This window comes from Fructobacillus sp. EFB-N1 (assembly GCF_001038455.1).
In the GTDB taxonomy this organism is placed as follows: domain Bacteria; phylum Bacillota; class Bacilli; order Lactobacillales; family Lactobacillaceae; genus Fructobacillus; species Fructobacillus cardui.
Genome location: NZ_LDUY01000007.1, coordinates 21,863 through 40,860, shown reverse-complemented (window position 1 = coordinate 40,860; position 18,998 = coordinate 21,863). Strand labels below are relative to the sequence as shown.

The following is an 18,998-nucleotide window of genomic DNA, read 5'->3' as shown; positions in this document are numbered from 1 at the left end:
GGATGCCTTTCTTGTCTTGTTTGCTAGTCGACTAGTTCACACAACTAGGGGCTACCATCATCGGCTAGGCAAATTGTTCTAAGTATTTTTGATAGGCTACCTGGTCGACAACCCAATCCAGCTCCCCAATATAGGCAACCTGTGGGTCATGGTAGGCAAAGCCGTGCTTAAACTTATAAAGACCGTCAGTGTGGTCAAATTCGCCAACACCGCCGAAATCATAAGCAACCTTCCCTAAGGAAAGCCCCCACTTCAGCATTTCCCACTGCACGAGGTAGGGACCATAGTGCTTGGCAAATTCACGGTTTGATCCGGCATACATATACCAAATCTTTTCCCCGTAACCAAAGCCAATTCCAGCCGCAATCACTTGGCCGTCATAATGTGCCAAGAAAACCCGGAACAAATCAGAATCAACCCACAGTTCTTGCATGCGGTAAAAGTATTCGATTGGCCGGTGGGTGATTCCCTGAGCCTTGGCCATCATCGTATAGGTCTTATAGAAAGCCTCAATGTCTTCCTTACTACGACCAGAGGTAACGGTGACCCCATCCTTGATGGCCCGCCGAATTTGATTGCGATAATCGCTTTTGAAGTGCTTCATCAAACTGGCTTCATCAGTGATTGGTTGTGCCCCTTCGCCTCGACCATCATAGAACAAAACCACGTTTTTACGTGGTTGAATGTTGCCATGCATATTCTCGACTTTAACATTCCGGGTCACAAAGCCAGCATCTTGGTAAGCCTGATCCAAGTCTTGGTTGTAGAGCACTTCCGGATCCATTCGAACCAAAAAGACGTTTTCTGGCAAATTAGCCAACGCTTCTTGAACCAATTCCTTAACCAAGCCAACGTTGGTCACGTCAGCAACAGGTCCCTTTGGGCAATATGCCAACAATTTTCCAGGTACGGCTTCAACAGTCAAGACCGCCATTGCGGCATCAATGTCGCCATCCTGATTTTCATGATAGAGGTATAAGTGGCCCCAATTAGCCTTCAAATCACCCCAGAGTGGGTCCTGGGTCACTTGGCCTTTAGCCGCTGTCCTAACAAAGTCTTGGTATCTTTGTACCTGACTTGGCTGTGTTAAATCTAAGACCGTCATATCCTTACTTTCCCGTCGTAATTGAGGCGTAGTTCTGAATAAAATAAACCAACGTTTGGAGTTCGTTAGTCAAATCAACGTTTTGAACCCGAACACCCTTTGGTACGGAAACCCGCAACGGCGTGAAATTCATAATCCCCTTGACCCCAGCGGCTACCAAGGTGTCCGTAATTTCCTGGGCAACACCTTGTGGTACCGTCAAGATGGCGATGTTAATCCGTTGGGCTTTGATTTGCTCTTCCAATTCACTCATGTCATAAATTGGTACCCCAGACAAAATCTTGCCCCGGTTTTCATTAATATCAAAGGCAGCGGCAATCCGCATGTTTGACGATTGGTGGAAGTTGAAGTTCAAAAGAGCCTGGCCCAAATGGCCAACCCCAATCAAAGCCACGTTAATCAATGAATTTTGGTCCAAAACCTTGGCAAAAAATTCTAACAAGGCCTCAACGTCGTAACCATAGCCACGTTTGCCTAAAGCACCAAAATATGAAAAATCACGGCGAATTGTTGCCGCATCAAACTTGGTTGCTTCAGCCAATTCAGCAGAAGAAATCCGGTTGGTGCCGGCATCATTTAAAAACGTTAAATAACGGTAGTAGATGGGCAACCGCTTGGCGGTTGCTCGTGGAATCTTTGCTTGCTCGTCCATGGCGTCTCCATTTCACTTTGTGAACTAAATTATATTTATTATAGCATAGATTGTGGTTTTTCCTATCTATTCGCTCATTTTTCACAAATATTTTTATTCATTATCCTGCTGGTTGAGGTCTGCTAATGGAAAATCAAGGCCAGGATTTGTGTTCAAATCAAGATCAGAAAAAATCTTGTCTTGGTAGTTCCAATAGCCCGCTGCGCCAATCATGGCTGCATTATCGCCAGTATACTGCTTGGGTACTGGGATAAAGTCAACGGCAGGAAAATCAGCCATTAAATCAGTTAACGCAGCACGCAATCCGCTGTTAGCAGCGACGCCACCAGCTAGAACCAGCGACTTCACTGGAAAATCAGTCAAGGCCCGTTTTGTGCGACCAACCAGTGCCTTAATCACCGCTGCCTGGAAAGAAGCCGCAAGGTCCTCTTCCTTGATCGTTTCACCACGTTGCTCGGCGTTATGAACTTGGTTGATGACCGCTGATTTTAAACCGGAAAATGAAAAGTCATAACCTGCCTCTTTGGCCATCGCCTGCGGAAAATCGATGGTGACCTGCCCCTTATGAGCCAATTCATCAATTGCCTTCCCAGCAGGATATGGCAAATTCAGCAACCGACCAACTTTATCATAGGATTCACCGGCCGCATCGTCAAAGGTCTCACCCAGAATATGAAAATCATTGGGTTCTTCCATCAAGACCAATTCCGTATGGCCACCGGAAACCATCAATGCCAAAGCCGGAAAGACAATTGGCTGGTTAAAATTAGCGGCAGCAATGTGACCAGCCAAGTGGTTGACCGGAATCAGCGGCAGGTCATGGGCCATTGCAAAGGTTTTCGCCCCCATCAAGCCAACTAACAAGGAGCCAACCAATCCTGGGCCGTAGGTCACGGCGACACCGTCGAGGTCTTCTGGTTGAACCTTTGCATCCGCTAAGGCGATGTCTAAGGTCTTCGTAATCCATTCTAGGTGGTGGCGGGAAGCAACCTCCGGCACGATGCCACCAAAACGTTGGTGCGAATTAATCTGAGTCGCCACCGCATTGCTCAAGACGGTCTTGCCGTCCTTGACAACGGCCACTGAGGTCTCGTCAGCACTTGATTCAAAGGCAATTAAAGTTGTCATAAATTCTTCTCCATTAGGATGGCTGTTTGGCCATCATGGTAATAACCATCACGACGGGCATAAATTTCAAAGCCAAATTTTTCATACAGCCGCCGGGCAGAAACATTGTTTTCAGCAACTTCCAAATAGGCCTTTCGCTCGTTATTTTGCTCACAGAAAGCCTGCATTAATTCGCGAGCGATTCCCTGCCCCTGGAAAGCCGGATCAACGGCCAAAAAAGAGAGGTCCACCTCATCCAAGATGGCACGGTAAGATAAAAAGCCGACAACTTGGGTGCCTTCGACGGTCCCTTCATCTAATAAATCAGCTTTGGCGGGCGCCTGTGCATCGGTTTCTGCTAATAAATAGGTCACCCGCCCAGCGGCCAATTGCTCATCAATCAACCGCTTTGGCACCTGGTCCCTTGAAAAAGCCGCCAAAGCGATTTGGTGGATTCTTAGACTATCATCGATTATTGCTGTTTTAATGTTCAAGGTCGAGCACCATTGAAATTGCATCTTCCTGGTTATCAATATAGTAATGTTCCAAAACATCCACAACCGTAAAACCATGACGGTCGTAGAGTGCCAAGGCACCAGTATTTGACCGTCTTGCTTCCAAGGAAAGCTCCTTTAAGCCGATTTCACGCGCAACTGCCTTCGCCGTGTTAATCAAATACGAGCCAACCTGTTGTCCCTGCCAAACCGGCAATACGGCGATATTGGCAATATGTAAATCAGAAACCAAATCACGCTTGACCAAAGCAATAAAGGCAATGACCTGGTCCTTTCTCAAAGCGACCAAGTATAATCGATCCTTTTCTTGGGTTAATTCATGGTAGAAATCGCGCGAAACCCATGGGGCATAGCCATTGTAGACTGCCTCTTGAATCGCGACAAGTCCGGGAATATCAGAAACAGTTGCTACTCGTAATAATAATTCTTCCCCAGCTGCTTCAAAAGTCTCACCAGGAAAATCGACCAAGGTCTGGGCGACCGGCCGCGCTTTCAGTCTTTTCTTAAACTTTAAAAACATAGGGTTTGTCCTGCCCGTCGTCTTGATGATTTTGTTCCCAGTTTAATTCCGCCTGGGTTTTTCTTAAGTACGATGGCGTCAAGTCATCGATATTTTCCACGGGGGTAGCCGTTTGCGCCAAGGCCAACAGCCCAGTCCCCGTTGGTAATGACTGGTCATGGTCCAAAATTGTGAGGGGCTGATTTGATAAGGCTTCTTCAATTGTATCTTGGAAATGTAAACCATCCCCAACCACAACTACCGGCTCGGCCACCTGGCTGACAAGGTCCAAGACCTCTTCTAATGGATAATGGCCATCTTCTAACACAACTGTATCGCCCAAATAAGCACCAGCGAAAACATTTTGATTGCGCGCATCAAAGAGAGCCAACACAACCGTGTCCTTGGTTAGCTTACCCGGATGAGGATTTTGCACCGTTGAATCCTCAGCTGCAAGAATGCCAGATTGCTGCTTCAATTGCACTTGCTTGGCCAAACTTTGCAAAGACGAAATCGCCAAGAGCGGCTTATTTAACGTGTCCGCTAAAACCTTGCCGACAGTCAGTCCAATTCGTAGGCCGGTGAAGGATCCCGGTCCCTTGGCAACAGCAATTTGATCAATATCTTGTACCGTTAACTCTTGAGCCGCTAGAAGCGACTTAATCGCTGGCAAAAGATCAATTGAATGATTTTTTGGCTTATCCGTTTGGAATGTGTCGAGTAATTGGCCGTCTTGGCCTAAGCCGACGAGCAGTGGTTGGTTACTTGTATCAATCACCAGAATATTCATGAAAGCCCTCCCGTGTCATCGACGCCAATTAACATCGATACTTTTCTTCATTTTACTAAAAATCATTCTTAATTCAAATAAAAAAAGCCGCCAAAGTGCGACCTTTCGTCGAAAATAATCTAAAATCAGCTTTGGTTACTTAACCAAGCCCTCATCCTTCATGACCTTTGCCACTGCTGCCAAGGCATCCTTTGCATCGTCACCATCAGCCTTGATAGTCACGTCTGCACCATGGCCAACACCGAGTGACATCACACCCATGATTGACTTCAAATTAACTTCCTTGCCTTGGTATGACAAGGTAACTTCTGAAACAAACTTTGAAGCTGCCTGTACTAATAAAGTAGCTGGACGGGCATGAATCCCTGTCTCTGAAATGATGTTGAACTCTTGCGTTTCTGCCATAATATTCTCCTTTTTGGAAAAGTCTTTTATTCAGTTTTAGTTTATCAAAGCGCTTACAAAATAGCAAGGTAAATCTCTTTTATTACAGAGCAAATCGCTGGCCACCACTAGCTTTGCCTAACCGATTGTTATATGCCTTACCCAAATCGATGTCCGGCATCACCTGGGCATAAATTTTATTAACTGTACCTTTGTCATCAAAGTAGCGCAACCCAGCAAAGAGGTTTTCACTCGCACTGGCCAAATCAGCTCCTAGAGACCACGATGGCACGGTTTTTGGTAATTCTGCCAACAGCTCCTCTGAAGCCAAGACAGCGTCGCCCTCTACCAGGCTTTCCTTGAGGTCATTGAAATCCAATGGATCAAAGACAATCACTGGCTTATCTGGTGCATAATGCCGGTACTTCATCCCCGGAGCCTTTGGTGTTTCATCGGCCGCCAAGGACTTTTGACTAGTTCCATCGATGACTTGCTTGCCCAAGACCACTGTTAACATCTTTTGGCTAACGGCTCCCGTACGCAAAATGGTGGGCTCGGCCGCCGTTAAATCGATGACTGTTGATTCCAAGCCCACTTGGGTTGGACCATCATCCAAAACAGCAGCAATCTTCCCATCCATATCATGATGAACGTGTGCGGCCGTCGTTGGTGATGGCTTGCCAGAAAGGTTGGCAGATGGACCAACAATTGGGGTCCCCGCCTGGCGGATCATTGCCCGCGTTGCTTGGTTATCCGGCATGCGAACGGCCGCCGTTTGGAGGCCACCCGTCACCAGCATCGAAACTGCATTTTCCTTAATCGGTAAAATAATGGTCAACGAACCCGGCCAAAACGTGTTCATCAACTGTCTTGCTTGGTGAGAAACCTCAACGTAAGCGGACAATTGGCTCGCATCCCCAATCGTCATAATCAACGGATTATCGGCTGGCCGACCCTTTGCCGTAAAGACAGCTTGGACGGCTTCGTCGTTGGTAGCATCCGCGCCCAAACCATAAACTGTTTCAGTTGGAAAGGCAACCACCTCACCCGCCTGAATCAGCGCTGCTGCCTCTGTGATATCTGTACTATTGTTTTGTAATTCTTTCGTTTTCATTTTTTTAACTGTACCCGGATCATCCGGTCAAGACCGGCTAAATCCTGCTTCAATGTCACTGTTGCTGTTGGTAATTGGTCTTGGAAGACCTTAGTTAACGCTTCGCCTTGATCATAGCCGATTTCAAAGTAGGCTACCCCGCCTGGCGTCAGCTGTTTTTCTAAGCCATGCGCCATTCGTTCATAGAGGGCTTTGCCACCATTTGGGGCGTACAAGGCCAAATCAGGCTCGAAGGCCACCACTGATTTATCCATTTCTTCCTGTCCATCCGGTCGGATATAAGGCGGGTTAGAAACGATAACGTCAAAGCGTTGGTCGGCCACCGCTGTAAAAAGGTCGGAATGCATCAAGCCAACGCGATTCGCCAATTCGAATTGGTGGCGGTTTTTCTTGGCCACTGCCAAAGCATCCAACGAAATATCAAGGCCAATTCCTCGAACGTCTGGTAACTCCTGAGCCAACGTCAAGATAATCGCGCCAGACCCTGTCCCAACGTCTAAAATGGTCGGGGCCTGCTCACCCTTAGCCTTCAAATCGCTCAAAACCCAGTCAACCAATAGTTCCGTTTCTGGACGGGGAATCAAGACCCGGTCATCAACCACGAACTCGCGACCATAAAAGGGTGCCTGCCCGAGAACATACTGGGCAGGAACGCCCTTGAGCAACTGGGCAATCCATGTTGGCCAGCGCTTGGTTAACCAGGGGTGCATTTGCCGGGTTAGGTTGGCCCGTAGCATCCCGTAGTTCACTTTCAAAGCGCCTGTTAAAAGAAAGTCAACGTTATCACTCGCCTCGTCTGCATCCAAACCGGCCGCCGCCAGTTCCTTGAGCGCCCACTTGCGCGCTTCTAAAAGTGAAATCTGAACCGTTTTTTCGGAGCCTGCCTGATTTGGGCGATGTGTCTGTTGCCAGTCAGTTTTTTCTTGTGTCATTATTGCTGATTTAACTCCGCCAGCTTAGCTGTTTGTTCGGCTAAGACCAAAGCATCAATGATTTCATCTAAGTCACCGGCAATAATCCGGTCCAACTTATTCAAAGTCAAGCCAATGCGGTGGTCTGTCACCCGGTTTTGTGGGTAGTTATAAGTTCGAATTCGTTCGGAACGAGCCCCAGATCCGACAGCAGTTTTCCGCTGTTCGGCATACTCCGCCTCGTTTTCCTGGGCAAAGTGGTCGTAAACACGGGCGTTCAAAATTTTCCAGGCCCGGGCTCGGTTTTGTTGCTGGGACCGTTCGTCTTGCATGGCCACCGTAATCCCTGTTGGTTCGTGGGTCAAGCGAATCGCTGAAGACGTCTTGTTAACGTGCTGACCACCGGCACCAGATGACCGGTAAACATCCTCACGGACATCTTTTGGATCAATTAATCCTTCTGCATCGACTTCTTCGAACTCTGGCATCACACCGACCGTAGCAGTTGAGGTGTGGATTCGGCCTTGTGTTTCCGTTGATGGCACTCGTTGCACACGGTGGGCACCCGATTCAAATTTCAACTTTGAATAAACGTTGTTACCAACAATCATCGCCACGACTTCCTTATAGCCACCAACTTCAGTTGTCGTTTCATCAACAATCTGCAATGACCAGCCCTGATTTTCAGCGTAACGGCGGTACATTCCTAGCAAATCAGCCGCAAACAAGGACGACTCATCCCCACCCGCAGCACCACGAATTTCCATAATGATGTTTTTATCATCGTTGGGGTCAGTGGGCAACATCAAGACCTTTAGCTTTTCCTCTAGTTCGGCCTTTTCAGGTTTGAGTGTCGCCAGATCTTCCTTGGCTAATTCACCCATTTCAGCATCCCCTAAGAGTTCTTCGGCCTCAAGCAAGTCGTTGACGACCTGTTGGTAGCGCTTGAATGTTTCAACCGTTTCGCGAATGCCACCCGCTTCTTTTGACAGCGCCATGTAATTCTTTGAATCGCTCATGACTTCGGGATCGGCTAGCATTTGATTCAATTCATCGTAATGGTCCACGACCGCTTGTAATTGTGAAAATATCGGATCCATCGTGTCTCCTTAATTATTTGGAATCATTTCTAAAATTGGGTGGTACCAATGTTTGCGGCAGGTTGGCAAGTAAGACTCATCCCCCCCGATTTGCACCTGGTTACCAGAATACTGCGGTTGGCCATTGGCAATTCGCAGTTGGGTCGTTGCCTTTTTACCACAAAACGAGCAAATCGTTTTCATCTCTTCAAGCTTATCGGCAGTCTCCAACAAGCGACGTGACCCTTCAAACAGGTGGTTAAAGGCATCCTGCTTGAGGCCAAAGGCCATCACAGGCAAGTTTAAATCATCGACTACGTAGGCCAATTGATCGACCTGATTCGCCCTTAAAAATTGCGCCTCATCAACCAAGACAGCCGCTAATTTATCGTTCTTGCGGGCCCTAATCATTTTATAGAGATTTTCATCCTCGGCCACAACCGTCGCTGGTCGCTTTAACCCAATTCGTGAGGCAATCACGCCAATCCCATCGCGGTCATCCACTAAGGGCGTTAGCAACAAGACCTCTTTGTCTTGAGATTCATAATTATGAGCGACTTTCAAAATTTCAATTGATTTGCCAGAGCCCATCGCCCCATATTCAAAGTACAGTTGTGCCACGTTTTCGCCTCACTTCTTCCATCTATTCTATCAATCTATTATAGCAATTTTTTAATCATAACTCGACTGCCTAGACCATTTTAGGGAAAATTCGCCAGGTGCATGGTAAAATAAGAGTTTAGAAAAAGGGGGACTTTTTTATGTCAGTAAAAAGTCAGTTAGCCAAATTTACGGCCAAAAGTAGTCATTTTTTGCTCCGCAACATCTTAAAGCGCGGTGGCACTTCTTTGCCCGGCAAGCTAGCCGTTAAGATTGATCCAGAAGTTTTACAGACCATTGAAAAAGAATTTGACCTAGTCATTGTCACGGGGACAAATGGAAAAACGTTGACAACCGCTTTGATTACCCGGGTTTTACGGGCCGGCGGTTACACAGTAGTGACCAACCCATCTGGTTCCAACATGGTCCAGGGAATTGTCGGTACGCTTCTAACAACAAAGGTGAAGCCATCACCCAATGGGAAAAAACCGGTTGCGGTCTTGGAGGTTGATGAAGCCAATGTTTTGTCTTTGGCAAAGGCCATTGAACCAAAATACTTTGTTCTCACCAACCTCTTCCGCGACCAACTCGACCGCTACGGTGAAATTTATTCCACTTACGATAAGATTATCGCCGGCATTAACCAGGCACCAAACGCAACGGTGATTACCAACGCTGATTCGCCCATCTTTGCTCGCGGTTCTTACTCAAATCAGCGGATTTATTATGGCTTTGACAACGTCAAGGAAGCTGATTTTAAAGACTTGAAGGCACCAACAAATACGGATGGTATCCTTTCCCCAACGGACAACTCCGTCCTCCACTATGACTTCATTACTTACGCGAACCTCGGCCGCTATTTTTCAACAACCGACGGTTTCAAGCGTCCCAAACTCGACTATGCTGTAACGGCATTAAACGAGTTAACACCAAAGTCTTCTGCCTTTGACCTCGATGGCACATCTTACAAGATTGCCATTGGTGGCCTCTACAACATCTACAATGCATTGGCAGCCTATGCTGTTGGCCGGACCTTTGATGTCAGCCCTGCAGATATTAAGAAGGCCTTTGAAGAAGATAAGCAGGTTTTCGGTCGCCAGGAATCACTTAATGTCGATAGCAAGGATGTCACGATTTTGCTCATCAAAAATCCCGTTGGGACAAACTCCGTTATCGATATGATGGAAACGGAAAAAGATCCCTTCACTTTAATTACGTTGCTCAATGCCAATTATGCGGATGGAATTGATACTTCTTGGATTTGGGACGCTGAATTCGAACGCCTCCATGACTCAAGATTAGCCTCCTTATCAACCGGCGGTGAACGCTACAAGGACATCACTGTCCGCTTGAAGATGGCCGGTTTTGACCTCGATGGCACCTACCAAAAGACGGAAGATATCCTAAAAGCAATCGACCAGGCACCAACTAAAAAGATTTATCTGGCCGCTACTTACACGGCGATGCTCCAAATTCGAGCCGTCTTAAAAAACCATGGTTACATTCAGGAGGAATATTAATGGCTGACTACACACTCGAACTAGCCCACCTCTACGGTGATTTAATGAACACCTATGGTGACTACGGTAACATCATTGCCCTGCGTTACTATGCCAAGCAAATTGGCGTCGACGTTGACGACCGCCTCGTTTCGCTCAATGAGGACTTCAATCCCAAAGCTTACGACTTTGTCCTCTTTGGCGGAGGCCAGGACTACGAAGAAACTATCGTGGCTAACGATTTGAAAGCCAAGGCTGATGGCCTAAAAGAATACATCGAAAACGATGGTCCACTTTTAGCCGTCTGCGGTGGTTTCCAGCTCCTAGGTCATTATATGGAAATGGCCGATGGGACCAAAGTCGATGGTATCGGGGTCATGGACCACTACACCACTAATATGACTGATGACCAGGTTAAAACCCTCAATGGTAGCCGACTAACTGGTAATATCGTCATCAAAAATAACGAAACCGGCGAAGAATACCACGGCTTTGAAAACCACCAGGGTCGGACATTCTTGGGCAAGGGTGAGAAGGCCTTGGGAACCGTCACCACCGGCCAAGGCAATAATGGCATGGACAAGACCGAGGGCGTGATTTATCACAACGTTTACGGTTCTTACTTCCACGGCCCAATCTTCACCCGTAATGGTAACCTGGCCAAGCGTGTCTTGGCAACAGCCTTGTCTCGTAAGTATCCAGACATTAATTGGCAAGCTAAGTTAAATCAAGTCCCTACCGAAACTTTCTAAAAATCAGCAATACAAAAGCCTCCAAAAATTTGGAGGCTTTTTTTCACCAATCATCGCGATGATTGACTAGCTGATTTTTATTCTGAAAGATGATAATAATAGGTCGAAATCGAGATATTATCCATGGCCGATAAGGCTGCTCGCAACCGCAGTGAAGACTGATTATGCAAAATATTTTGCCAAGGCTTCTTCGGTACGAACTGTGGAATAATGACCGTTACCGAATGATTAATCTTTTCAGATTGATGCGAAACCTTGGTTACAAAGCCAACCACTGGCTTGACGATTGACCGGTAAGAAGAATGCACATCGACATAACGGACGTCTGGGAAATTAGCCGCAAACTGCTTAGCAATTTTTTCTTCCTTGGCAGGATTAATATCAAAGGAAACGTGCATGGCCACTACCTTGGTCGCAACGGATTGCGCATAGTCGATGGCCTCAGCCGTTACCTGCGTTAAGTTGGAAACAAGGACAATTGCTGTCGAGCCAGCATATTCTAGGTGCTTTTGTTCCTTTTGGTCGAGATACTGTAAACGTAATTGCTTGGAAACCGCATCGTAGTGCTTCCTAATTTTAAAGAATACGGTCAAGACCGCTGGCATGATAATCAAGTACGGCCAAACATGGGTTAATCGGGTCGCAAATAAGACGATGACCAAGGCAGCCGACATAAAGGCACCAAGGAAATTAATAGCCGCCTTCCCCCACCAAAACTTTGGCTTCAACCGCCACCAATGGATAATCATCCCCGACTGAGACAGCGTAAAAGGTACGAAAACCCCAACTGCATACAGCGGAATCAAGGCGTCGGTCGATCCATGAAAAATCACGGTCAAAATCATGGCCCCAAAGGACAACGACAAAATACCATTTGAATAGCCCAACCGGTCACCCTGGTCCATAAAGAGGTGTGGCAGGTACTTATCCTTGGCTAAGTTCACAGCCAAGACGGGGAAAGCCGAAAAGCCAGTATTGGCCGCCACTGCTAAAATCAGCGTTGTGGCTGATTGAACCAAATAAAAGCCTAGACCATGACCGCCATAGGTAATGGCGGCAATTTGCGACAAAACCGTCGAATGGCTGTTTGGCACAATGCCATACCAGTAAGACAAAAAAGTAATGCCCAAAAAGAAACTAGCCAAGATTAAGGCCATCATCGTCAAAGTGGCAGCCGCGTGTTTTTCCTTGGGTGCCTTAAAGTTTGGCACCGCATTTGAGATGGCTTCCACCCCTGTTAGTGAAGATGAACCGGATGAAAAGGCACGCAAAAAGAAGATGAGCGATAAAGCCGAAAAATCAGTGCCGATTTTTGCGGCAGCATGGTAGGCAATCGCCCCGGTTGCGGCCTGAAAGAGACCATAACCAACCGTCGCCGCCATAATGACGATAAAGAAGTAGACCGGAATCATCAAAAAGTTAGCCGATTCACGCAAACCACGAAGGTTTAAAGCAGTTAAAATCAGGATAATCACCAACGAAAGCGGAACAGCAAAAGGCAGCAAACTCGGGATAGCGGCTGTAATCGCATCAGCAGCAGCCGATGCCGACACCGCAACCGTTAACATATAGTCAACTAACAATGAGCCACCAGCTACGAGGCCAACCTTGGGGCCCCAATTCTTACTAGCAACCGTATAAGCACCACCACCGTTCGGATAGGCATGGATAATTTGCCGGTAAGACAAAACAATGGCCGCTAAGAGTAGCAAGATTAAGAGCGCAATCGGCAATTGCAGCCAAAGGGCCACTGCACCACCGGCTAGCAAAACCGCTGTAATCGATTCCGTCCCATAAGCAACGGATGAAAGGGCGTCAGATGATAGAAGGGCCAAGGCCTTGGACTTTGACAAAGCCTGGTCGGACGCTTCTAATGTTTTCAACGGCTTGCCAATTACAAACCGCTTCACGTTTCTAAACATGGTTGTCTCCAAATCGTTGTAATCAAACCATTGTACCTTGGAATGAAGAAGAAAAATAGCCATTCATCATCTTTTTTTCCACGATTCAACCCTTCTGCGTCCAAAAGAGCCCTCCTAAGCACTTAAAAATTAGCAAAATAGTGAATCCCTGCCGCCTGGCCGTCAGTTAAATCTGCAACTAAACGGGCGCTGGCCAAATCAGGATTTTCTCGCCAATCATCAGGGACAGTCAGACGTAAGACTCGTTGAACCCAGTCAAGCTGATTTTGGCTAGGATAATGAAGGATACCCGCCACTAAGATCAAATCCGATCCGCCCATCTTCAAACCCTCTTGAACCGCCAAAAAGTTATCCACGTCAAAGAAGATTTGGCTAATCAAAACTTTCGCCCCAGCCCTGTCCTTAGCCAAAGTCTGGTTAACCACCCAGGCAACACCGTGGTTAGCAACCTGGTTGACGTCTAAAGTTGTCGCCAAGCTTAGCTTCGCTAACCCGGTTTGGCCAGTGGCCACTAGCAACTCTTGAGCTGATGAAAACCCATTGCTATCTGCCAGCTTATCCCCAGTCACCAGCAGAAAATTGTTTAATTCCAGGTCCAACAGGTGGTGAAAAGTTGATTTCACTTGGTCGGGCTGAACATCTTTAGCCCGAACGTGAACCATCACCGGTTTTTTCGTTGTCAGCTGAACTTTCGTTGCTGTCTTCAAAAGGGTCTGCCAATCGTGATCCGTTTGGCCTTGGTTGGCCAGGCTAAAATACTGTGCCTGATTTCGGGCACAGGCACTTTTCAAGCCATTTTTGATGGTTAATTCCTGTGAAATCACCGGTCCTCGATGGTCTTGGTAAAAATCAGTTACTGACTGCATTAGTTTTCCTTATTTTGCTTTCAAATAACGACACGATTACAACTAGGCCAATTTTCTTAATCCTGATTTTCATGCTATAATAGATGAAAAATAACGGAGGTCAATCCCATGTACCAACCTGAAAAACACACAAACGAAGAAATTCAAACCTTTATTGACCAACCCGGCCGGCAGCTAATGTTCTTATCTGCCGACTGGTGTGGTGATTGCAAGGTAATCAAACCTTTCGTTCAAGGAATCAAGGATGAAGTTTCTAAGACAGCTGGTTGGATTGACGCCGACCGCGATGACAACTTGGACCTAGCAACAAGCTATGGTTTACGAGGTATTCCTTCTTTTGTCCTCTTTGTTGATGGCAAGAAGGTTGACCAAATTGGTCACGGAGAACGCCTAACACCAAAGCAAGTAACTGACTGGTATGAAGGAACCCTTCAATAAGTCAACTTCATTCTAACAAAAAACCAAGCCAAAAGGCTTGGTTTTCTTTTTAATCATTTTTAACTGCTCAGTACTAACTAGTATGGAGCAGTTTTTATTTAATAAAAGCAGCCACCGTATTAGCTGGAATAGCAAAGCCCATTCCTTCAATATTGGTATCAGCAGCACCAGCCGAAATCTTGGCTGAACTAATGCCGACGACCTCCCCATCCAAATTAATTAAGGCCCCACCTGAATTACCAGGGTTAATGGCCGCATCTGTTTGGATAACTTGGACGTTTTGATTATTGGTCTGTGAAATTGCTAGCATCCGGTTTGGTGACGAAATAATACCCTTCGTCATCGTTGAGGCATAGGCTGCTCCCAATGGCGATCCAAGAGCCAGCACCTGTTGACCGGACTTCAAAGACGAGCTATCCGCTAGCTTAGCAACCTGCTTAAAGGCGGTTGACTTCACGCGAATCAAGGCTAAATCCTTGGCCGTATCTGTTTTAATAACAGTTGCTTCGGCCTTTTGACCGTTAGCATCAACGACCTGGATGGCTGCTGAACCTTCAATCACGTGGTTATTCGTCACGATATCAGCAGTATCCTTTCCAATCTTAACAACAACGCCTGATCCCTGGGCTGCTGTCTCATAATCGGTTTGCTGCTTATCCTTTGTTTGGTCATCAAAGACTGATGCACCATCGCTTAGTGCAGCTGATTTTTGTAAATTCTGCACCGTCACGACGGCATCTTTAACTTTGTTGTACGCACTAGTTGCCTGATCATTGCTTGTATAGGCAGTTTTGGCCACCGTTGCCGTCCCGGCAGCATTTGTATGGGTGGCTTGTGCCAACTGACTTTGATACCAAGATCCTGGTGAGGAACTAAACCACACCAGCAATGCTCCGATTACAAAGGCAGCCACTATCATAGTAGTAAAAGCGTGTACTCTTTTACGAATCATCCAGCAACTTTCCTTTCAATATTTTCTGATTTTTACACCACACTTAAAGTGGAAGGATCACCTTAAAAATTGTTCCCTTTGGTTCATTATCGCTTACGGTTATCTTACCATTATGGGCAGCAACTATCCATTCTGCAATGGAAAGACCCAAACCAGTACCACCAGTTTCCCGGTTTCCAGTTTTATCCTCGCGGTAAAAGCGGTCAAAAATATGCTTTTTCGCATCAGCTGAAATGCCCCGGCCAGTGTCGGCAACCGAAAGTGCTAAACGTTTTTTCTCAATCGCAGCCGAAACTGTCACGGTAGCACCATCGTCCGAATACTTGAGTGCGTTATCCATTAACAGTACCAATAATTGGTGAATCCGTTTTTGATCAATTTCGACTTCCTGACGAACAGCATTGTGGATAACCACCTTTTTGTCGGAAATTTCCCCCATTTCAACGTAGGGGGACAAAATTTGCTTCAAGAACTGCCCGACATCAGTTTTTTCCCTTTCAATCTTGGTCATGTTTGACCCGGTTTTCGCCAAGGTTAACATATTATTGGTTAAGGAATTTAACCGTCTGACTTCCGATAGCGACAGGATAATGGCTTCGGACTGCTGACGAATTGTATTATCCGGCTTGGTCAGCATCGTTTCCAGCTTCCCTTGAATAACCGACATCGGTGTCCGCAATTCGTGGGCAGCGTTATTAACGAAGTCTTGTTGCTGATCCCAGGCCTTTAAGATTGGCTTCATACTTTGTCGTGCAATAAAGAAGGCAAAGAACAAGGCAAAGATAAAGGCCGAAACAAAGGACCAAACCATCACGTCCTGGAATTTTTTCAAATTCAACACAGTATCCGTGACATCAACAAAGACGTAACCATAGGTAGCCGATTTCAAACCTTGGCCATCTGGTACTAAGACCGTGTTCGGCTTGAATTTAACGGCTTGAATTCGCAGATATGTCTTATTAACGTGAACTGTCCTGGGTGCTAAGTTCAAATCACCGGTATCAAACTTCAGACCAAAACGCCTCGTTAAGACATTTTTGGAACCATTATTATTTGTCTGATTTTCAATTTCCTTCCCCTTGTCATCATAGTACAAGAAGTTTCCACGAAAATCTTCTGGCATATGACGCATAGAGTCAGCCGTCAGCATCTTTTGCTTAGCAGAGACGCCTTCATCCAACCAATTATTCCGTTGATAGTATTCCACATACTGGTTAATGACCTTGTCAGAGCTATCGTAAATCGTGAAGGTATAAACCCAAAAAATGACCCCGGCCAAAAAGCCAAAAATGACCATTAGACCCAAGGCCAACGTTGAGAAATTATCAATTTGTTGTTTGCGATTAATCAGTCTTGGCATCCGGTACCTCGAGTATAAAACCAATGTTACGGAGCGTCTTAATTAGCCCGCCCTGGCCAACTGCCTCAAGTTTTCGGCGCAGATTATTCAAATAAATATTGACCACGTTAATCGTGGTATCAGAATCGATTCCCCAAACACGATCAAAAATTTGGTCACGGGTCACGATGATATTCTTGTTTTGACCCAAATAGGTCAAAATATCGAATTCCTTCCCAACTAATTTAACACTTTGACCGTGAACCTGGACACCACGATTTTCTAAGTTAATCGTTAGTTCACCGACCGTAATCGTGTTATCTTCGGAATAGACACCCGTTCGACGCAAGAGCGCCTTTACTCGAACCAATAATTCTTCCCGGTGGAAAGGCTTGGTCAAATAGTCATCGGCCCCAACGTTGAAGCCTTCAATTTTATCGTCCAAAGATGCCTTCGCCGTTAAAATCAGAACAGGGGTATCCACTTTGTCATCCCGTAGGTTCTTGATGATTTCCAGGCCATTTTCACCCGGCAACATCAAATCAGAAATAATTAAATCGTAAGGAACTTCTTTTCCTTCATATTCACCATCTTGGCCATCCGTCACCGCTGTGACATCGGCAAAGTCTTCCAAAAAGCCGACAATATTATCGGCCAGATTCTTATCATCTTCAATTAACAAGATTTTAATCGCTTTGGCCATAGTCCTTCTCCTTTGGGGCAGTCAGTGCCCGTTAAAATGTCTTATCAGTAATATTACTTTAGCAACAACAGATTAAGGTCATATTAAAAGGCCTTTACCATGGTCTAGCGAAGATGATGCCCTCGTTAATCAGGCTAACAAGCGATAATCATTGCTAACGGTGGTTGACGCCTGCTAAAAGGCAATCATCTAAAAAATTTTAGGCCAAGCCAATACTAATTTTCAAGGCCTTTGCCACCGCCTTCATCAAACCATCTTGCTGGTCAATGTGGGCAATGCGGTCGCGCAAACGGTGCTTATCGATGGTTCTGATTTGTTCGGCTAAAATAATGGAATCCCGTTTAATACCGCTAATTGCCGCCGGTAGTGAAATATGTGTCGGCAACTTGGGCTTAGCCATCTTGGAAGTAATGGCAACCACAATCGTGGTTGGGGCGTTCATGTTGCCCATATCATTTTGTACCACTAAAACTGGGCGTAAGCCGGACTGTTCGGAGCCAATACCCTGTTTTAAATCGGCATAAAAAACATCGCCACGGCGAACGTTTTCATAATCTGCTGTCATGTCTATCCTCTTATGTATGGGCAATTTGCCCTATTTTGTCACTTCATATACTCTTTGTTACGCTTGTTCATCTTCAATGATACGTGGAATTCGTGACCCGATTCCAGTGAGCACTTCATGCGGGATACTTTGACCATATTCAGCCAGTTCCTCAATACTGATTTTTCCTTGGCCATCTTGACCAAATAGAATCACATCCGTATTGATTGGAACAGGCTTACTCAATGAAACAATAATTTGATCCATTGTGACCCGGCCAAGGACTCGCTCTTTATGACCGTTGACCAAAACGGTCATACCCGCAAGCGTTCGATGATAACCGTCGGCATAGCCAATCGGCACTGTTCCAACCCACTGGTCTTCTTGTGCTACATAGGTTGCTCCGTAGGAAACTGCCTCACCAGCCAACAGCTGATGAACACCCCAAATTTTAGCTTTAAAGGTCGCTACCGGTTGCAATGGCAGGTCAGTTTTCTTGGCTGGATAGGCCGGATTATAACCATAAAGGGCCGAACCAACGCGAATCGTTTCGGTTGGAATTTCATCAAAATGGAAGAGTGCCGAACCAGAGTTCGCAACATGCCAGTACTTGGAATCGATATCCAAGGCCGTAACCTGTGCTAAGAAATCAACCTTCTGCTGGTCATAGTAAGCCTGGTTTTGGTCATCTGCCGTAGCAAAGTGCGTGAAAACCCCCGCCAGTTCAAAGGCATCCTCACCCATGACGAACTGATACATCGATGACAAATCAGCCTTCGTCTTGGCACCCATTCGACCCATGCCGGTATCAATCGCCAGATGGACTCGCAAAGGTGGCAGTGACCTTTCGCTAGCTTGTAAAAGGTCTCTTGCAGCCAGTAACCAATCCAGGTTGCCAACAGCCGGTGCGAGATAGTTTTCCGCCATCACTGGTGCCAAATCAACGTTTTGTACGCCAAGGAGGACAATCTGGTCACTTTTTTTCGGTAAAACCTGACGGACGGAAAGTCCTTCATCGACCGTTGCCACAGCAAAGTCGTGAACGTCTGCTTGACTCGCCAAAACTGTCGCGGCCCAATTGGCACCATGCCCATAGGCATTGGCCTTAATAACGGCAATTAAGCGCTTGGCTTTTGCGTGAGCCATAATTGTTTTGGCATTATGAACCAGCGCTGCTGCTGAAACGAAGAGTGCCGCTCCTCGCCTAGAAAATGGATCATCATTCAT

The 18,998-nt window shown here is 46.4% G+C and carries 21 protein-coding genes; 3 read left to right on the top strand and 18 right to left on the bottom strand.

Going from position 1 to position 18,998, the window contains the following annotated elements:
• Window positions 1–64: 64 nt before the first annotated feature.
• From FEFB_RS02465 to FEFB_RS02415, 11 genes are all read right to left on the bottom strand, one after another.
• On the bottom strand, window positions 65–1,105 hold the full coding sequence (locus FEFB_RS02465; protein ID WP_047974672.1) for a peptidoglycan bridge formation glycyltransferase FemA/FemB family protein: 1,041 nt from the start codon (window positions 1,103–1,105) through the stop codon (window positions 65–67).
• A gap of 4 nt (window positions 1,106–1,109) precedes the next feature.
• Window positions 1,110–1,757 carry a redox-sensing transcriptional repressor Rex gene (locus tag FEFB_RS02460; RefSeq protein WP_047974671.1) on the bottom strand — a complete coding sequence of 216 codons (648 nt, stop codon included), beginning with the start codon at window positions 1,755–1,757 and terminating at the stop codon, window positions 1,110–1,112.
• 93 nt (window positions 1,758–1,850) lie between these two features.
• Window positions 1,851–2,885, bottom strand: a complete 1,035-nt coding sequence (gene tsaD / locus FEFB_RS02455) for a tRNA (adenosine(37)-N6)-threonylcarbamoyltransferase complex transferase subunit TsaD (RefSeq protein ID WP_047974670.1) — start codon at window positions 2,883–2,885, stop codon at window positions 1,851–1,853.
• Complete coding sequence (locus FEFB_RS08220) at window positions 2,882–3,358, bottom strand: GNAT family N-acetyltransferase (protein ID WP_053068924.1); 477 nt, start codon at window positions 3,356–3,358, stop codon at window positions 2,882–2,884. Before FEFB_RS08220 ends, tsaD begins: the two co-directional genes overlap by 4 nt.
• Window positions 3,348–3,899: a ribosomal protein S18-alanine N-acetyltransferase gene (rimI, locus tag FEFB_RS02445; protein WP_047974669.1), complete on the bottom strand. Its 552-nt coding sequence runs from the start codon at window positions 3,897–3,899 to the stop codon at window positions 3,348–3,350. The genes FEFB_RS08220 and rimI overlap by 11 nt, the downstream gene beginning before the upstream one ends.
• Window positions 3,883–4,668, bottom strand: a complete 786-nt coding sequence (tsaB, locus tag FEFB_RS02440) for a tRNA (adenosine(37)-N6)-threonylcarbamoyltransferase complex dimerization subunit type 1 TsaB (protein WP_047974668.1) — start codon at window positions 4,666–4,668, stop codon at window positions 3,883–3,885. Before tsaB ends, rimI begins: the two co-directional genes overlap by 17 nt.
• 135 nt (window positions 4,669–4,803) lie before the next feature.
• Window positions 4,804–5,073 (bottom strand): phosphocarrier protein HPr, encoded by a 270-nt coding sequence (locus FEFB_RS02435; protein WP_047974667.1) that lies wholly within the window; start codon window positions 5,071–5,073, stop codon window positions 4,804–4,806.
• 82 nt (window positions 5,074–5,155) lie between these two features.
• Complete coding sequence (locus FEFB_RS02430) at window positions 5,156–6,166, bottom strand: L-threonylcarbamoyladenylate synthase (protein ID WP_047974666.1); 1,011 nt, start codon at window positions 6,164–6,166, stop codon at window positions 5,156–5,158.
• Window positions 6,163–7,098 (bottom strand): peptide chain release factor N(5)-glutamine methyltransferase, encoded by a 936-nt coding sequence (gene prmC / locus FEFB_RS02425; protein ID WP_047974665.1) that lies wholly within the window; start codon window positions 7,096–7,098, stop codon window positions 6,163–6,165. The genes FEFB_RS02430 and prmC overlap by 4 nt, the downstream gene beginning before the upstream one ends.
• Complete coding sequence (gene prfA, locus FEFB_RS02420) at window positions 7,098–8,177, bottom strand: peptide chain release factor 1 (protein ID WP_047974664.1); 1,080 nt, start codon at window positions 8,175–8,177, stop codon at window positions 7,098–7,100. Before prfA ends, prmC begins: the two co-directional genes overlap by 1 nt.
• Before the next feature lie 9 nt (window positions 8,178–8,186).
• A complete protein-coding gene (locus FEFB_RS02415) occupies window positions 8,187–8,777 on the bottom strand; it encodes a thymidine kinase (RefSeq protein WP_047974663.1) in 591 nt (196 codons plus the stop codon).
• Window positions 8,778–8,917: 140 nt separating this feature from the next.
• Between FEFB_RS02415 and FEFB_RS02410 the strand changes: the two genes are divergently transcribed.
• Both FEFB_RS02410 and FEFB_RS02405 read left to right on the top strand, forming a co-directional pair.
• Window positions 8,918–10,276, top strand: coding sequence for a Mur ligase family protein (locus FEFB_RS02410; RefSeq protein WP_047974662.1), 1,359 nt, complete (start codon window positions 8,918–8,920; stop codon window positions 10,274–10,276).
• Window positions 10,276–11,007: a type 1 glutamine amidotransferase gene (locus FEFB_RS02405; protein WP_047974661.1), complete on the top strand. Its 732-nt coding sequence runs from the start codon at window positions 10,276–10,278 to the stop codon at window positions 11,005–11,007. The genes FEFB_RS02410 and FEFB_RS02405 overlap by 1 nt, the downstream gene beginning before the upstream one ends.
• Before the next feature lie 77 nt (window positions 11,008–11,084).
• Here the strand turns inward: FEFB_RS02405 and FEFB_RS02400 are convergent, their stop codons facing one another.
• Window positions 11,085–12,929 (bottom strand): APC family permease, encoded by a 1,845-nt coding sequence (locus FEFB_RS02400; protein ID WP_047974660.1) that lies wholly within the window; start codon window positions 12,927–12,929, stop codon window positions 11,085–11,087.
• Between the two features lie 122 nt (window positions 12,930–13,051).
• Window positions 13,052–13,795 carry a methylenetetrahydrofolate reductase gene (locus FEFB_RS02395; protein WP_047974659.1) on the bottom strand — a complete coding sequence of 248 codons (744 nt, stop codon included), beginning with the start codon at window positions 13,793–13,795 and terminating at the stop codon, window positions 13,052–13,054.
• Window positions 13,796–13,903: 108 nt separating this feature from the next.
• Between FEFB_RS02395 and FEFB_RS02390 the strand changes: the two genes are divergently transcribed.
• Entirely contained in the window at window positions 13,904–14,233 is a 330-nt protein-coding gene (locus FEFB_RS02390; RefSeq protein WP_047974658.1) for a thioredoxin family protein, read from the top strand.
• A 94-nt stretch (window positions 14,234–14,327) separates the two neighbouring features.
• Here FEFB_RS02390 and FEFB_RS02385 read toward each other — a convergent pair whose 3' ends face one another.
• The 5 genes from FEFB_RS02385 to alr form a co-directional block, all read right to left on the bottom strand.
• On the bottom strand, window positions 14,328–15,185 hold the full coding sequence (locus FEFB_RS02385; RefSeq protein ID WP_047974657.1) for a S1C family serine protease: 858 nt from the start codon (window positions 15,183–15,185) through the stop codon (window positions 14,328–14,330).
• A 43-nt stretch (window positions 15,186–15,228) separates the two neighbouring features.
• Complete coding sequence (locus FEFB_RS02380) at window positions 15,229–16,545, bottom strand: cell wall metabolism sensor histidine kinase WalK (protein WP_047974656.1); 1,317 nt, start codon at window positions 16,543–16,545, stop codon at window positions 15,229–15,231.
• Window positions 16,529–17,227, bottom strand: a complete 699-nt coding sequence (locus FEFB_RS02375; protein ID WP_047974655.1) for a response regulator transcription factor — start codon at window positions 17,225–17,227, stop codon at window positions 16,529–16,531. Before FEFB_RS02375 ends, FEFB_RS02380 begins: the two co-directional genes overlap by 17 nt.
• Window positions 17,228–17,426: 199 nt before the next feature.
• Window positions 17,427–17,792 carry a type II toxin-antitoxin system PemK/MazF family toxin gene (locus tag FEFB_RS02370; RefSeq protein WP_047974654.1) on the bottom strand — a complete coding sequence of 122 codons (366 nt, stop codon included), beginning with the start codon at window positions 17,790–17,792 and terminating at the stop codon, window positions 17,427–17,429.
• 57 nt (window positions 17,793–17,849) lie between these two features.
• A complete protein-coding gene (gene alr, locus FEFB_RS02365; protein ID WP_047974653.1) occupies window positions 17,850–18,998 on the bottom strand; it encodes an alanine racemase in 1,149 nt (382 codons plus the stop codon).